The sequence below is a fragment of the Pseudomonas sp. CROZ-RG-20F-R04-15 genome (genome assembly GCF_022662375.1).
Lineage (GTDB): Bacteria > Pseudomonadota > Gammaproteobacteria > Pseudomonadales > Pseudomonadaceae > Aquipseudomonas.
On the sequence record NZ_JAKNQL010000009.1, the window covers coordinates 255,131 to 269,171 of the forward strand.

The following is a 14,041-nucleotide window of genomic DNA, read 5'->3' on the forward strand; positions in this document are numbered from 1 at the left end:
CAATGATTATTTACGGTGTGGCGTTTCTCGCCTTTTGTACGCTGGTGGGTATTTGGGTCGGTGAGCTGCTCGGCAAGCTGATCGGCGTGCCGGCCAACGTCGGTGGTGTCGGCATTGCGATGCTGCTGTTGATCGGTCTGGGCAGTTATCTGAACAAAAGCGGCTGGCTCAAGGGCAAGACCGAGCAGGGCGTCGAGTTCTGGAGCGCGGTCTACATTCCTATCGTGGTGGCCATGGCGGCCCAGCAAAACGTTTATGGCGCGCTCAAGGGCGGGCCGATGGCTATTCTCGCCGGCACACTTGCTGTCGTGATCGCTTTTGCCCTGGTGCCAGTGCTGACGCGCATGGGCAACAAGGAGCAGACCCCGATCGCTCCAGCCAAGACTGCGGGGTAAGCGCCATGTACGAATCAATGATGAAAGTCATCACCGGTTACGGTTTGATCAGCGGTTTCCTGATTGTCGGCCTGACCATGTGGGTGTCCTACTGGATGTCCAACACCTTTACCAAGGGCCGCCTGCACGGCTCGGCCATCGCCATTCTGCTCGGGCTGGTGCTGTCGTATGTCGGCGGTGCGCTGACCGGTGGGCAGAAGGGCGTGGTGGATATTCCGTTGCTGTCGGGCATCGGCTTGCTCGGTGGGGCGATGCTGCGCGATTTCGCGATTGTCGCCACGGCGTTTGGCGTGAGTGTCGATGAACTCAAGCGTGCCGGGTTCGTCGGTGTGCTGGCGCTGTTTGTGGGTGTCGGCACGTCGTTTGTCGCCGGGGTCGGTGTGGCGATGGCGTTTGGTTATACCGACGCGGTGAGCCTGACCACGATTGGCGCGGGCGCGGTAACTTACATCGTCGGCCCGGTGACCGGTGCGGCGATTGGCGCGAGTTCCGAGGTGATGGCGCTGTCGATTGCGGCGGGGCTGATCAAGGCGATTCTGGTGATGGTGATGACGCCGTTCGTAGCGCCGATGATCGGCCTGAACAACCCGCGCAGTGCGGTGATTTTTGGCGGGCTGATGGGCACGTCCAGCGGTGTGGCCGGCGGGTTGGCGGCGACGGATCCGAAGCTGGTGCCTTATGGGTGTCTGACGGCGGCGTTTTATACGGCGCTCGGGTGTTTGCTTGGGCCTTCGCTGCTGTTCTTGGCGATGCGCGGGTTGGTGGGTTAATCGCCAAAAGCGGCCCTCACCCTAACCCTCTCCCGGAGGGAGAGGGGACTGACCGAGTTGGATGTTGGAGGTACGCCGACCTGAAATTTCCGAGTCGAACTCAGGTTCTGAAAAGCCCCCGGTCTGCTCCCTTTCCCCCTCTACCCCTTGGGGGAGAGGGCTGGGGTGAGGGGGTAGCTCTTGATTTTGATCTTGATCTAAACCCCAGCCTGCCGATTCGCATACATCCGACACTCCGCCAGCAACGCCAACAAATTCGGATCCCTTTCCTTGGCCTTCAAAAACACCACACCAATGTGCTGCTGCAACCGGTACTTCTCCTGCAACGGAATCAACTTCACCCGATTCTCATACACCGCGGCAATCCGCCCCGGCAGCAACGCATAACCCACCCCCGAACTGACCATGCTCAACAGCGTGAAAATGTCATTCACTTGCATCGCCACCTTCGGCTCGAACCCCGCCTGCTTGAATACCCGGTTACCGTCCTGATGCGTGGCAAAGCCCTGGGTCAGCGTGATAAATGTTTCGTCACGCACCTCGGCCAGATCCACTTCACTGCGCTGGGCCAACTTTGAATCCGCCGGGGTGGCGAGGAAGATATCGTCGGAAAACAGTGCAATCTGCTCGCAATCCGGGTCGTTGATGCTGTCGTCCAGCGACACCAGAATCGCGTCGACTTCCATGTTCTTCAGCTTGTAGAGCAGGTCGATGTTGGAGCCGAGGATCAGGTCGATGTTGAGTTCACTGCGGCGAATCTTCAGGCCCATGATCAATTGCGGCACGGTTTTCACTGTCAGTGAATACAGGGATCCGAGTTTGAAGCGTTCAGCCGAGAACCCGGCGGCTTCGCGGGTCAGGCGTACGCTTTCGACGACGTCGTTGATCAATTTCTGCGCGCGTTCTTCAAGCACATAAGCGCTTTCCAGCGGTGTCAGGTTGCGGCCTTCGTGTTTGAACAGCGGGCAGCGCAGGGCGCTTTCCAGCGAATGAATGGCGCGGTGCACGCTGACGTTGCTGGTCTGCAACTCGGCAGCAGCGCGGGCAAGGTTGCCGGTGCGCATGAAGGCGAGGAACACCTCGAGTTTTTTCAGGGTCAATTCTTCGTCGATCAGCATGGCGCGGACTCTTTTTGGTATCGGCCGATTGTGCCCAATTACCACGACGCGCGCAGGCTGATGTTGAACAGAAACATTGCGCTTTTACGCTCAAGGCCCGAGCCTTGCGCGCTGCGGTAACGAATATTGAGGTGAGCGACACATGTATCACGGAGAAAAACTCAACGCCTGGACGCATCTGGTCGGGGCAGTGGCAGCATTTATCGGCGGCGTCTGGATGCTGGTGATTGCCAGCCTCGACGGCAGTCCGTGGAAAATTGTCAGCGTGGCGATCTACGCGTTTACCTTGCTGGTGCTCTACAGCGCCTCGACCGTGTACCACAGCGTGCGCGGGCGCAAGAAAGCGATCATGAAGAAGGTTGATCACTTTTCGATCTACCTGCTGATTGCCGGCAGCTACACGCCATTCTGTCTGGTGACCCTGCGTGGGCCGTGGGGCTGGACGTTGTTCGGGATTGTCTGGGGGCTGGCACTGATCGGCATCCTGCAAGAAATCAAACCGCGTTCGGAAGCGCGGATTCTGTCGATCGTGATTTATGCGGTGATGGGCTGGATTGTGTTGGTGGCGGTGAAGCCTTTGATTGCGGCGCTGGGTACGGCCGGGTTTGCCTGGCTGGCGTCGGGCGGGGTTTTGTACACGGTGGGGATTATCTTTTTTGCCCTGGATCACCGGTTGCGGCATGCGCATGGGATCTGGCATTTGTTCGTGATCGCCGGGAGTTTGCTGCACTTTGTCGCGATTCTGTTTTATGTCCTCTAGCCCGGCTGACTGATCGTTCCCACGCTCTGCGTGGTAACGCCTCCTGTGACGCTCTGCGTCACGCCGTTTGGGACGCGGAGCGTCCCGGGCGGCATTCCCACGCAGAGCGTGGGAACGATCAATTCGGCAAAAAGGTTTAGAAATCACCCCAAAGCTGTTGAGCCACCGCCAGTGCAACCACTGGCGCAGTCTCGGTACGCAACACCCGTGGGCCGAGGCGGGCGGCTTGGAAGCCGTTGCCTTTGGCCTGCTCGACTTCCGCATCCGTCAAACCACCTTCCGGCCCGATCAGGAACGCCAGCGTCGCCGGTTTGGCATGACTCACCAACGGCTCCGCCACCGGATGCAGCACCAGTTTCAACTCGGCTTCGGTCTGCTTGATCCAGTCCGCCAGCAACACCGGCGGATGAATCACCGGCACCCGCGAACGACCACATTGTTCACACGCACTGATCGCCACCTGACGCCAGTGCAGCAGGCGTTTGTCGGCGCGTTCGTCCTTGAGACGGACTTCGCAGCGATCACTGAAGATCGGCGTAATTTCATTCACGCCCAGCTCGGTGGCTTTCTGAATCGCCCAATCCATCCGCTCGCCACGGGACAGACCCTGGCCGAGGTGAATGTGCAGCGGCGATTCGACCTGGCCGGCGAATTGCTCGTCGATCTGCACGGTCACGCGCTTCTTGCCGACTTCCAGCAGGGCGCCGCGAAACTCATGGCCGGAACCGTCGAACAACTGCACCGCATCGCCCTCGGCCATGCGCAGCACGCGGCTGATGTAATGCGCCTGGGCCTCCGGCAATTCGTGTTCGCCGGTGCTCAGCGGGGCGTCGATAAAGAAGCGGGACAGTCTCATTTCGGGTCTCTGGAAAGATGTGAATCAGGTGGGTCGGTGTCGACTTCATTCGCGAGCAGGCTCGCTCCCACATTTGAAATGCATTCCCCTGTGGGAGCGAGCCTGCTCGCGAAAGCGGTAGCTCAGGCGCCCCAAATTTTGAATCAGCCCGGATCGCGGAACCCTGGGTGAAAGTCTTTCGGCACGGCCACACTGACGCTGTCACGCGTAGCGATGTCGATACCTTCGCTGGCGACTTCGGCGAGGAAGTCGATCTGCTCCGGGGTGATCACGTACGGCGGCAGGAAATACACCACGCTGCCCAGCGGGCGCAGCAACGCGCCACGTTCCAGCGCATGCTGGAACACTTTCAAACCGCGACGTTCCTGCCAAGGGTAGGCCTCTTTGGTGGCTTTATCCTTGACCATCTCGATGGCCAGGACCATGCCGGTCTGGCGCACTTCGGAGACGTTCGGATGATCGACCAGATGCGCCGTCGCCGAGGCCATGCGCTGAGCCAGCGCCTTGTTGTTCTCGATGACGTTGTCGTGCTCGAAGATATCCAGCGTCGCCAGTGCCGCCGCGCACGCCAGCGGGTTGCCGGTGTAGCTGTGCGAATGCAGGAACGCGCGCAGGGTTGGATAGTCGTCGTAGAACGCGCTGTAGACCTCGTCGGTGGTCAGGCACGCGGCCAGCGGCAGATAGCCGCCGGTCAGGGCTTTCGACAGGCAGAGGAAATCCGGACGAATGCCGGCCTGTTCGCAGGCAAACATGGTCCCGGTGCGGCCGAAACCAACGGCGATTTCGTCGAGGATCAGGTGCACGCCGTAGCGATCGCAGGCCTCGCGCAGCAACGTCAGATACACCGGGTGATACATGCGCATGCCGCCAGCGCCCTGGATCAACGGCTCGACGATCACTGCCGCGACACTGTCATGGTTCTCGGCCAAGGTCTGTTCCATGGCGGCGAACATGTTGCGCGAATGTTCTTCCCAGCTCATGCCTTCGGGGCGCCCGTAGCAATCCGGGCTCGGCACCTTGATGGTGTCCATCAGCAGCGCTTTGTAGGTTTCGGTGAATAGCGGCACGTCGCCGACCGCCATCGCCGCCATGGTTTCGCCGTGGTAGCTGTTGGTCAGGGTGACGAAGCGCTTTTTATTCGGTTGGCCGCGATTGAGCCAGTAGTGAAAGCTCATTTTCAACGCGACTTCGATGCAGGACGAACCGTTATCGGCGTAGAACACCCGGTTCAGGCCTTCCGGCGTCATCTTCACCAGACGCTCGGACAACTCGATCACCGGTTGATGGCTGAAGCCGGCGAGAATCACGTGCTCGAGTTGATCGACCTGATCCTTGATGCGCTGATTGATGCGCGGGTTGGCGTGGCCAAACACGTTGACCCACCAGGAGCTGACCGCGTCGAGGTAGCGCTTGCCTTCGAAGTCTTCGAGCCAGACGCCTTCACCGCGCTTGATCGGGATCAGCGGCAGCTGTTCGTGGTCTTTCATCTGGGTGCAGGGATGCCACAACACCGCGAGGTCGCGTTGCATCCATTGGTTATTCAGGCCCATTTACAGTCTCCTCGAGGCGGCTCGCGACAGGCGCGGGCAAACAATCGCGCAAGCCTATGCAATGCGTCGCGCGGGGACAACCCATTGTGTCGATTGAGCTACTTTGTATGAGCCGATAGACGTCGCTGGCGGCGTTTTGATGGCTAACGTATTCTTCGCGGTTCTTTGGGTCGTCTGACCCGCAAAACTGCTTTTTCCTACGTGTATTTCCGGAGTTCGCTGAATGTCTGTCGGTTGGCTGCGCGCCTGTGCGCTGGTGATGTTGGGGCTGTTCAGCGTTACAGCGCTGGCCAAGGATAAAACTGCAATCGTGATCGGCGGCGGCCTGTCGGGTCTGACCGCTGCTTACGAGCTGCAAAACAAAGGCTGGCAGGTCACCCTGCTGGAAGCCAAGCCGAGCATGGGCGGTCGCTCCGGCATGGCCACCAGCGAGTGGATCGGCAACGACAAGACGCAGCCGGTGCTGAACAAGTACGTGTCGACCTTCAAGCTGGGCACCACGCCGGCTCCGGAATTCGTGCGTACGCCGGGTTACCTGATCGACGGCGAGTATTTCTCCGCTGCCGATCTGGCGACCAAGCAACCGGCCACCGCCGACGCCTTGAAGCGCTATCAGAAAACCCTCGACGATCTGGCGCGTTCGATCGACGACCCGCAGAACCCGGCGGCGACCAGCACCCTGCACGCGCTGGACCAGATCACCGTATCGAGCTGGCTCGACAAGCAGAACCTGCCAGCCACTGCGCGCCAGTTGATCAACCAGGACATCCGTACTCATTACGACGAGCCTTCGCGTCTGTCGCTGCTGTATTTCGCTCAGCAGAACCGTGTCTATCGCGGCGTTTCCGACCGTGACCTGCGCGCTTCGCGTCTGGTCGGCGGTAGCCAGGTGCTGGCGCAGGCATTCGTCAAACAGATCAAGACGATCAAGACCAATTCGCCAGTGTCGGCGATCAATCAGGACAAGGACGGCGTGACCGTCAAGGTCGGCAGTGTTGGCTACCAGGCTGATTACGTCGTACTGGCCGTGCCATTGCGCGCCCTGAACAAGATTGCTTTGACGCCTGCGCTGGATGCCCAGCATCTGGCGGCGATCAAAGGCACCAACTACGGCTGGCGCGACCAGATCATGCTCAAATTCAAGACGCCAGTGTGGGAAAGCAAGGCGCGCATGTCCGGCGAGATCTACAGCAACACCGGTCTCGGCATGCTCTGGATCGAGCCAGCCCTCAAGGGCGGCGCCAACGTGGTGATCAACCTGTCCGGCGACAATGCCCGCGTGATGCAGGCGTTCGGCGACAAGCAGATGGTCGATCAGGTGCTGATCCGTCTGCACGCGTTTTATCCACAGGCCCGTGGCTCGTTCACCGGTTATGAAATCCGTCGCTACAGCACCGACCCGTCGATGGGCGGCGCTTACCTGGCTTACGGCCCGGGGCAGATCAGCAAGTTCTGGCGCCTGTGGGAACGTCCGCTGCAACGCGTGACGTTCGCCGGCGAACACACCGACACCTTGTACCCGGGCACGCTGGAAGGTGCATTGCGCACCGGTCAGCGTGCGGCCAGTCAGGTTGAAGATCTGGCGGCGGGCAAATCGTTCGAACCAGCCAAAGTGGTTCCGGCCGCTGCAGCGGCAGGCGCGGCGGGTGCCGTGGCGGCGAAGAAGGGCAACTTCTTCAGCAACCTGTTCGGTGGTTCGGATGACGAGAAGAAGCCAGAGCCTGTGAAAGCGCCAGAGCCGGCTCCAGCTCCGGTAGCGCCAGCACCTGCGCCGACTCCGGCACCTGCGCCAGCTCCGGTGGAAGCGCCGAAGCCTGCAGCTCCGGTCAAAACCGAACCGGCGAAGAAAGCAGCGGCCAAGCCTGCGGCGAAGAAGCCTGCAGCTAAAACCGAGGCGAAGAAGGCGCCGGCCAAACCGGCAGCGAAAAAGGCCGAACCGGCGAAGAAGCCAGCGGCCAAGCCGGCAGCCACTACTGAGACCAAAGCGCAGTAAGCCTTTGCTTCAATAAAGAACGCGGCCATACGGGCCGCGTTTTTTTTTGCCGGAAGCGCGCACTTCAATCCTTCCCGGTGCAGTCTCAAGGCTTACCTCTGCGCAGGACACTTCCCACAACACAATCAGAACGAAACGATAGCGGGTGCCTGATCTCCAACTTTATGCTTGAAGAAATTGGAGGCGCTCGATGAAAAGACTTACGGTAATACTTCTGTTGATGACACTTTCCGGTTGTGCCAATGGGCGTTTCTTTCCTGGAGGATATAACTCTGAACTTGCCCATCAATGCAAGATAGATCCGTATAGCGCGGATTGTTTGCAACCGCCGGCGGTTTTCACCAACTAATCAATAAATAACTGAGGCTTGTTAAAAGTCCCATTTGAAGAACTCTGTTCCATTCGGTAATTTCCTCAGCCATCTTTGCTTGGGTTTTCGAATTCGTCCAGGGACAAATCCGGAGCGGGCCCAGCGTAGATTCCCGTTGCGCTGATCGTAGATGACCAGGTTCCCATCGTCCTGCATCGTCATGTAAGTGTTGTGCCACAGGGATTTGTCGAGGCTGTGCGTGCTTTCAGCAATCCATAAACGCCGTCGGGAAGGGTCGTAGAGAAAGCCATTGTTGCTGATGACAAACTGCAGCGGCTCACGCATCTTTTTCGGGTGCAAAGTTAAACTGTAAGGCTGATGGTTATCGGCAGTCCACACTACCGCTTCACCTTCTTTGATCACCAGATTTCCATCGCTCTGCAATATCAGGCGGAATCGACCGTTCTCGGATCGCAGGTATTGGCCTGGTGTCAAAGTCTGGTTTGGCGGTAACTCGGAAGTACCACTTGCTTGAAAGGGGCTGTAACGAAGAGCCATGTTGTTGACCTTTTCAAAGAATGATTGAGTCATCATTTGAACAGGTGCAGACATACAACTAGCGATACATAGTTATCGACTGAACATTTCTCTGTCGACGACCTTCCTGCGATCAATGCCTGCTCCGGGGAGCGCCGACCCAGCCAGCGAGAATCGAGTAGCATGGCCCGAGCGTTGTACGGAAAAACTGCCTTTAATCTTTCCTTAACACGTCACTTTCAGACTCTTGATCGTATTTCTCGATATTTCAAAGCAAAATTTTCCGCTTTAATTCGATAGATAACTCGCTAGTCTTGGTTCGCAGTTCTCACAGGATTTGGGCAATGCAGCTACGTAACTCTTCTTCGCGCTATGGTTGGGTCAGCATCTTCATGCACTGGGGCGTGGCGCTGGTGGTCTTCGGACTGTTCGCGCTGGGCCTGTGGATGGTCGGGCTGGATTACTACAGCAGCTGGCGCAAAGAGGCGCCGGATCTGCACAAGAGCATCGGTCTGGTGTTGCTGGCCGTGATGGTGTTGCGGGTGCTGTGGCGCTTTATCAGCCCACCGCCGCCGACGCTGCAAAGCTACAGCCGCATGACCCGTATCGGCGCAAAGTTTGGCCACGGGTTTCTGTATCTGGCGCTGTTCGCTGTGATGCTTGCCGGTTACCTGATTTCCACCGCAGACGGTGTCGGGATCCCGGTGTTTGGCCTGTTTGAAGTTCCTGCACTGGTTTCCGGGCTACCGGATCAGGCAGATACCGCTGGGGTGATTCATCTCTGGCTGGCGTGGGCGCTGGTAATTTTTTCCGGTCTCCATGCGTTGGCAGCATTGAAGCACCACTTTATCGATCGTGATGCGACCCTGACGCGAATGCTCGGTCGCAAAGCCTGAAATTCAACCTCGACTCAAAGGAAAAGAAAGCATGTTGAAAAAGACTCTGGCCGCTCTGGCAATCGGTTCTGCACTGCTCTCGGCTCAGGCCATGGCAGCGGACTACAAAATCGACAAGGAAGGTCAGCACGCCTTCGTTGACTGGAAAATCAGCCACCTGGGCTACAGCTTCATCCACGGTACTTTCAAGGATTTCGACGGTACGTTCTCGTGGGATTCGGCCAAGCCTGAAGCCAGCAAGATCTCGGTAGATGTGAAAACCGCCAGCCTGTGGTCGAACCACGCTGAACGTGACAAGCACATCGCCAGCAAAGACTTCCTGGACGTGGGCAAGTTTGCTGATGCCAAGTTCGTCTCCACCGCCGTTAAATCGACTGGTGAAAAGACTGCTGACGTGACCGGCGATCTGACCCTGCACGGCGTGACCAAGCCTGTGACCTTCAAGGCCACATTCAACGGCGAAGGCAAGGATCCTTGGGGCGGCGAGCGTGCTGGCTTCAACGCCACCACCACCCTCAACCTGAACGATTTCGGGATCAAAGGCCCAGGTCCTACCTCGCAAACTGCGGATCTGGATATCTCGCTGGAAGGCGTGAAAGTTAAATAACTTTCCCCCGCCACATAAAAACGCCCCCGGTCGAACGGCCGGGGGCGTTTTTTATTGCGCGTCACACACATCCCCTGTGGGAGCGAGCCTGCTCGCGAAGGCGGCGGGTCAGTCAGCAATGATGTTGGCTGAATGACCGCTTTCGCGAGCAGGCTCGCTCCCACACGGGATATGCGGTGATTCAGGGGGGATTCGTGGCGCCATAAAAAATGCCCCGGCTCTTGCGAGTCGGGGCATTTTTTATTGCGGCGTAAAATCAGCGATTGCGGGTCAGCAGTGCTGGTTTTTCACCACGCGGGCGGCTTGGCAGTTGATCGAGCTGCTCAGGCGTCGGGAAGCGGTCGGCTTTCGATTCCTTGTGCATGATCTTCGGCCCGGTGCTGCGCGGGTTCTGTACGGCTGGCTCGCTGCGTGGCTGGTCGTCACGGGCTGGACGACGGTTGCGCGACGACGAGGAGGACTCGTCGCGACGACCCGACTGACCATCACGCGGTGCGCCGTTGCGCGGGCCGCTGCGTTTGGCTGGCGGGGTGCCGGTGCTCGAACCGTTGCTGTTGCGCGGACCGTTCTGACGACCTTGCGACTGACCGCCGCGTGGTGCGCCCGAACCTGCGCCAGCACCTTGAGCCGGTGCGCCTGGACGACGACCACGGCCGCCAGCAGGAGCCGGCTTCGGCACGTAATCAACGCGGTTACCGAAGTTATCCACGTCGTCGTCGAGGAACTCGTCCGGTGCGCGATCAGCTGCCGCACGTGGCGGTTGGCTCGGACGCTGTTCGCGGGCTGGGGTGCCTTCGCGCGGCTTCTGCTGACGGGCAGGACGCTCGCCACGCTCACCGGCCGGTTTTTCCTTGCCCTTGTCTTTGCCTTTGTCTTTACGACCGCCACCACCGCCGCCGCCATTCGGGCCGTCGCCGCGTGGGCCACGTGGATTGCGCGGGTTACGCACGTCCGGACGCTCACGCACTTCCGGCTTCTCGGCTTCAATGGTGCTCGAGTCGAAGCCCATCAGGTCGCCGTCGGCGATTTTCTGCTTGGTCATGCGTTCGATGCTTTTCAGCAGTTTTTCTTCGTCCGGGGCAACCAGCGAGATCGCTTCGCCCGAACGACCGGCACGGCCAGTACGGCCGATACGGTGCACGTAATCTTCATCGACGTTCGGCAGTTCGAAGTTGACCACGTGTGGCAACTGATCGATGTCCAGACCGCGCGCGGCGATGTCGGTGGCAACCAGAATACGCACCTGGTTGGCCTTGAAGTCGGCCAACGCTTTGGTCCGCGCGTTCTGGCTCTTGTTACCGTGGATCGCCACAGCCGGCAGGCCGTGCTTGTCCAGGTACTCGGCCAGACGGTTGGCGCCATGCTTGGTGCGGGTGAACACCAGCACCTGTTCCCACGCGCCAGCGGTGATCAGGTGTGCCAGCAACGCACGCTTGTGGCTGGCCGGCAGACGGAACACGCGTTGTTCGATGCGCTCGACCGTGGTGTTCGGCGGCGTCACTTCGATGCGTTCCGGGTTGTGCAGCAGCTTGCCGGCGAGGTCGGTGATGTCCTTGGAGAACGTCGCCGAGAACAGCAGGTTCTGACGCTTGGACGGCAGACGCGCGAGAACTTTCTTCACGTCGTGCACGAAACCCATGTCGAGCATGCGGTCGGCTTCGTCGAGGACGAGGATTTCCACGTGGGACAGGTCAACGCTGCCCTGGCCACACAGATCGAGCAAACGACCCGGGCAGGCAACGAGCACGTCGACGCCACGGGACATGGCCTGAACCTGCGGGTTCATGCCGACGCCGCCGAAGATGCAGGCGCTGACGAATTTCAGGTCACGGGCGTAGATCTTGAAGCTCTCGTGAACCTGGGCCGCGAGTTCGCGGGTCGGGGTCAGGACCAGTACGCGCGGTTGGCGCGGGCCATGACGCTGGGATTTGTCCGGGTGACCGTTGGGGAACAACCGCTCCAGGATCGGAAGGGCGAAACCGCCGGTTTTACCGGTACCTGTCTGTGCCGCAACCATCAGGTCGCGACCTTGCAACACGGCGGGAATGGCCCGCTGTTGCACCGGAGTAGGCTCGGTATAGCCCGCATCTTCGATGGCGCGGACTAAAGCCTCGGAGAGACCGAGGGAAGCAAAGGACATGAGTAATCCTGTTTTAGTTAGGGCTTGGCCCAATGGGAGTCTTGCCTGGCGCGAATGGCGTTTAAGAGGACGCAATCCCGTCCGGTCCTGCTGCGGTTCCGAAGGCACGTCTGGAGCGCTCGCGCGGGCTGCAAAGCTGCGCTGTAGCGGGTCGAGAGGCCTGTTACGGTTCCGGGCGTCCGGGCGTGAGCCTGGCGGGAACGCCGGAGTATAACAGAGCAATCACTGCGCGCTGCTTTCCTGCTGCTCAACGGTTTTGCTGTTGGCGGTGGCTGAATTCATTGATGGGCTTCTGTCGGGTGCAGCACCGTAGCGTGCGCTCAGCTCAGCGTAGGCCGGTTCGCGCTTGAAGCGCTTGAGTTCGGCGCCGAATCGCTGCACCAATAAATCCATGCCGGCATTGCGCCGAACCGCCAGAAACTGGCTTTGGCGGCTAATGACGGTGGGGTTTTCAGTGATCTGATCGCGAATGTTCAGCTCATCGAGCAAATGTTGACCGACGCGGCGATCAGTGATCAGCAAGTCAATTCGACCACGCACCAGTTTGCCGAAGTTGGCTTCGTGGGTCGGTGCCGGTTCACGGTTAAACAGCGTCGACTCGCGAAAGTCCGGGCTGTATAGATAGCCCGGCGAAGTGCCGATGGTCAGGCCTTTGAGTTCTTCGAGTTTGCTGAACGGGTGCGGCCGGTCGTTGGCATAGAACATCACGAACTCGACGTCCGACAGCGGTTCGACCGGGTAAAGCAGGGTGGCGTCGCGCTCGTCGCTGTGAAAAATGTCCAGTGCACCGTCGGCCTGACCGGTCTCGAGCATCGACAGACAGCGCTTCCATGGCAGGAATTGCCACTCGACTTCAATGCCCAGACGTTTGAAGACGATGGCTGTGGTTTCGTAGTCCAGTCCGAGGTTCTTGCCGCCTTCTTCATATACGTACGGCGCCCACGGCTCGGTGACAATACGCAGCTTCTCGCCCCGAGCGGCGAAGCTCAGGCAAGCAAAAACCAGCACGGCGAATAACTGCGTGATCAAAGGCATGGCTTGAGATTACGACGAGAAACGCGAAAGAGCCAGAAAGTGCCTGCACAAGCTCTGTTTCGGGCCTTTAAACGCAAAAAATCGCAACTTCAACAACCCTTGCAGGAGCTGCCGAAGGCTGCGATCTCTTGATCTTGCTTGTCGCTTTCAGCTTGAAGCTTGCAGCTGCTTCAACGCGGCAACTTCAGGTTATTCCAGATCGCCAGGCTAGGCTCAGCCTGGTTCATGGAATAGAAGTGCAGCCCTGGTGCGCCGCCCTGCAACAGGCGTTCGCACATCTCGCTGACGACTTGCTCACCAAAGCGCTGAATGCTCTGAGTGTCATCGCCGTAGGCTTCCAGTTGCTTGCGGATCCAGCGCGGGATTTCCGCACCGCAGGCATCGGAGAAGCGCGCGAGCTTGCTGTAGTTGGTGATCGGCATGATCCCCGGGACGATCGGCAGATCCACACCCTGCGCCTGCAAACGGTCGACAAAGTAGAAATAGCTGTCGGCGTTGAAGAAGTACTGGGTGATTGCACTGTCGGCGCCGGCCTTGGCCTTGCGAATGAAGTTGGCCAGATCGTCTCCGTAGTTGCGCGCTTGCGGATGCATCTCCGGGTACGCAGCAACTTCGATATGGAAATGGTCACCGGTTTCTTCACGAATGAACTCAACCAGTTCATTGGCGTGACGCAGCTCACCGCTGGTCATGCCCATGCCGGAAGGCAGGTCACCACGCAGGGCAACGATGCGCTTGATGCCGGCAGCCTTGTACTCGTTCAGCAGGCCGCGCAGGTCGTCCTTGCTGTCGCCGACGCACGACAGGTGCGGTGCGGCCGGTACTTTGACTTCGCTTTCCAGTTGCAGAACGGTGTTGAGGGTGCGATCACGGGTCGAACCACCAGCGCCATAGGTGCAGGAGAAGAAATCGGGATTGTACGTTGCCAACTGACGGGCAACGTTGAGCAGTTTTTCATGCCCAGCATCGGTCTTGGTCGGGAAGAACTCGAAGCTGTAGCGACGGTCTTGGGACATGGTCATACCCTTGGAAACAAGAACCTTCGAGGCGCTGCAATCCCGTGTGGGAGCGAGC

Annotated in this window: 13 protein-coding genes; 6 read left to right on the forward strand and 7 right to left on the reverse strand. The window is 59.2% G+C overall.

All coding sequences use genetic code 11. The annotated features are described in order from the left end of the window. Positions 1-2 precede the first annotated feature (2 nt). Together madL and madM are read left to right on the forward strand one after the other, a co-directional pair. Positions 3-395 (forward strand): malonate transporter subunit MadL, encoded by a 393-nt coding sequence (gene madL, locus L8H52_RS16045; protein WP_129395884.1) that lies wholly within the window; start codon positions 3-5, stop codon positions 393-395. A gap of 5 nt (positions 396-400) precedes the next feature. Beyond that, entirely contained in the window at positions 401-1,165 is a 765-nt protein-coding gene (madM, locus tag L8H52_RS16050) for a malonate transporter subunit MadM (RefSeq protein ID WP_016984761.1), read from the forward strand. Positions 1,166-1,362: 197 nt separating this feature from the next. Here madM and L8H52_RS16055 read toward each other — a convergent pair whose 3' ends face one another. Beyond that, positions 1,363-2,283, reverse strand: coding sequence for a LysR substrate-binding domain-containing protein (locus L8H52_RS16055; RefSeq protein WP_242207802.1), 921 nt, complete (start codon positions 2,281-2,283; stop codon positions 1,363-1,365). 142 nt (positions 2,284-2,425) lie between these two features. On the opposite strand from L8H52_RS16055, the gene L8H52_RS16060 reads away from it, so the two are divergent. Next, positions 2,426-3,043, forward strand: coding sequence for a hemolysin III family protein (locus tag L8H52_RS16060; protein WP_007964065.1), 618 nt, complete (start codon positions 2,426-2,428; stop codon positions 3,041-3,043). Positions 3,044-3,179: 136 nt separating this feature from the next. On the opposite strand, the gene L8H52_RS16065 is transcribed toward L8H52_RS16060, so the two are convergent. Both L8H52_RS16065 and L8H52_RS16070 read right to left on the reverse strand, forming a co-directional pair. Beyond that, complete coding sequence (locus tag L8H52_RS16065; protein ID WP_242207803.1) at positions 3,180-3,899, reverse strand: 16S rRNA (uracil(1498)-N(3))-methyltransferase; 720 nt, start codon at positions 3,897-3,899, stop codon at positions 3,180-3,182. 143 nt (positions 3,900-4,042) lie between these two features. Continuing rightward, positions 4,043-5,449, reverse strand: a complete 1,407-nt coding sequence (locus L8H52_RS16070) for an adenosylmethionine--8-amino-7-oxononanoate transaminase (protein WP_095121486.1) — start codon at positions 5,447-5,449, stop codon at positions 4,043-4,045. Positions 5,450-5,672: 223 nt separating this feature from the next. On the opposite strand from L8H52_RS16070, the gene L8H52_RS16075 reads away from it, so the two are divergent. After that, positions 5,673-7,442 carry a flavin monoamine oxidase family protein gene (locus L8H52_RS16075; RefSeq protein ID WP_242207804.1) on the forward strand — a complete coding sequence of 590 codons (1,770 nt, stop codon included), beginning with the start codon at positions 5,673-5,675 and terminating at the stop codon, positions 7,440-7,442. Between the two features lie 370 nt (positions 7,443-7,812). On the opposite strand, the gene L8H52_RS16080 is transcribed toward L8H52_RS16075, so the two are convergent. Beyond that, the gene (locus L8H52_RS16080) at positions 7,813-8,364 is read right to left on the reverse strand and encodes a hypothetical protein (protein WP_242207805.1); all 552 of its coding nucleotides are present in this window, start codon (positions 8,362-8,364) and stop codon (positions 7,813-7,815) included. Between the two features lie 269 nt (positions 8,365-8,633). Here L8H52_RS16080 and L8H52_RS16085 point away from each other — a divergent pair, with 269 nt between their 5' ends. Continuing rightward, positions 8,634-9,185: a cytochrome b gene (locus tag L8H52_RS16085; RefSeq protein ID WP_007913713.1), complete on the forward strand. Its 552-nt coding sequence runs from the start codon at positions 8,634-8,636 to the stop codon at positions 9,183-9,185. A 31-nt stretch (positions 9,186-9,216) separates the two neighbouring features. Beyond that, positions 9,217-9,792 carry a YceI family protein gene (locus L8H52_RS16090; protein WP_159811867.1) on the forward strand — a complete coding sequence of 192 codons (576 nt, stop codon included), beginning with the start codon at positions 9,217-9,219 and terminating at the stop codon, positions 9,790-9,792. 256 nt (positions 9,793-10,048) lie between these two features. On the opposite strand, the gene L8H52_RS16095 is transcribed toward L8H52_RS16090, so the two are convergent. The 3 genes from L8H52_RS16095 to metF all read right to left on the reverse strand — a co-directional run bounded on the left by L8H52_RS16095 (position 10,049) and on the right by metF (position 13,983). Continuing rightward, complete coding sequence (locus L8H52_RS16095) at positions 10,049-11,932, reverse strand: DEAD/DEAH box helicase (protein ID WP_242207806.1); 1,884 nt, start codon at positions 11,930-11,932, stop codon at positions 10,049-10,051. Between the two features lie 222 nt (positions 11,933-12,154). Beyond that, positions 12,155-12,967: a transporter substrate-binding domain-containing protein gene (locus L8H52_RS16100; protein ID WP_242207807.1), complete on the reverse strand. Its 813-nt coding sequence runs from the start codon at positions 12,965-12,967 to the stop codon at positions 12,155-12,157. Positions 12,968-13,137: 170 nt separating this feature from the next. After that, the gene (metF, locus tag L8H52_RS16105; protein WP_242207816.1) at positions 13,138-13,983 is read right to left on the reverse strand and encodes a methylenetetrahydrofolate reductase [NAD(P)H]; all 846 of its coding nucleotides are present in this window, start codon (positions 13,981-13,983) and stop codon (positions 13,138-13,140) included. Positions 13,984-14,041: the final 58 nt, after the last annotated feature.

Coding starts and splice junctions, on each gene's coding strand:
- L8H52_RS16080 (WP_242207805.1), bottom strand. CDS start 8,364: ATGTCTGCACCTGTTCAAATGATGACTCAATCATTCTTTGAAAAGGTC.
- L8H52_RS16085 (WP_007913713.1), top strand. CDS start 8,634: ATGCAGCTACGTAACTCTTCTTCGCGCTATGGTTGGGTCAGCATCTTC.
- madM (WP_016984761.1), top strand. CDS start 401: ATGTACGAATCAATGATGAAAGTCATCACCGGTTACGGTTTGATCAGC.
- L8H52_RS16070 (WP_095121486.1), bottom strand. CDS start 5,449: ATGGGCCTGAATAACCAATGGATGCAACGCGACCTCGCGGTGTTGTGG.
- L8H52_RS16100 (WP_242207807.1), bottom strand. CDS start 12,967: ATGCCTTTGATCACGCAGTTATTCGCCGTGCTGGTTTTTGCTTGCCTG.
- madL (WP_129395884.1), top strand. CDS start 3: ATGATTATTTACGGTGTGGCGTTTCTCGCCTTTTGTACGCTGGTGGGT.
- L8H52_RS16065 (WP_242207803.1), bottom strand. CDS start 3,899: ATGAGACTGTCCCGCTTCTTTATCGACGCCCCGCTGAGCACCGGCGAA.
- L8H52_RS16095 (WP_242207806.1), bottom strand. CDS start 11,932: ATGTCCTTTGCTTCCCTCGGTCTCTCCGAGGCTTTAGTCCGCGCCATC.
- metF (WP_242207816.1), bottom strand. CDS start 13,983: ATGTCCCAAGACCGTCGCTACAGCTTCGAGTTCTTCCCGACCAAGACC.
- L8H52_RS16060 (WP_007964065.1), top strand. CDS start 2,426: ATGTATCACGGAGAAAAACTCAACGCCTGGACGCATCTGGTCGGGGCA.
- L8H52_RS16055 (WP_242207802.1), bottom strand. CDS start 2,283: ATGCTGATCGACGAAGAATTGACCCTGAAAAAACTCGAGGTGTTCCTC.
- L8H52_RS16075 (WP_242207804.1), top strand. CDS start 5,673: ATGTCTGTCGGTTGGCTGCGCGCCTGTGCGCTGGTGATGTTGGGGCTG.
- L8H52_RS16090 (WP_159811867.1), top strand. CDS start 9,217: ATGTTGAAAAAGACTCTGGCCGCTCTGGCAATCGGTTCTGCACTGCTC.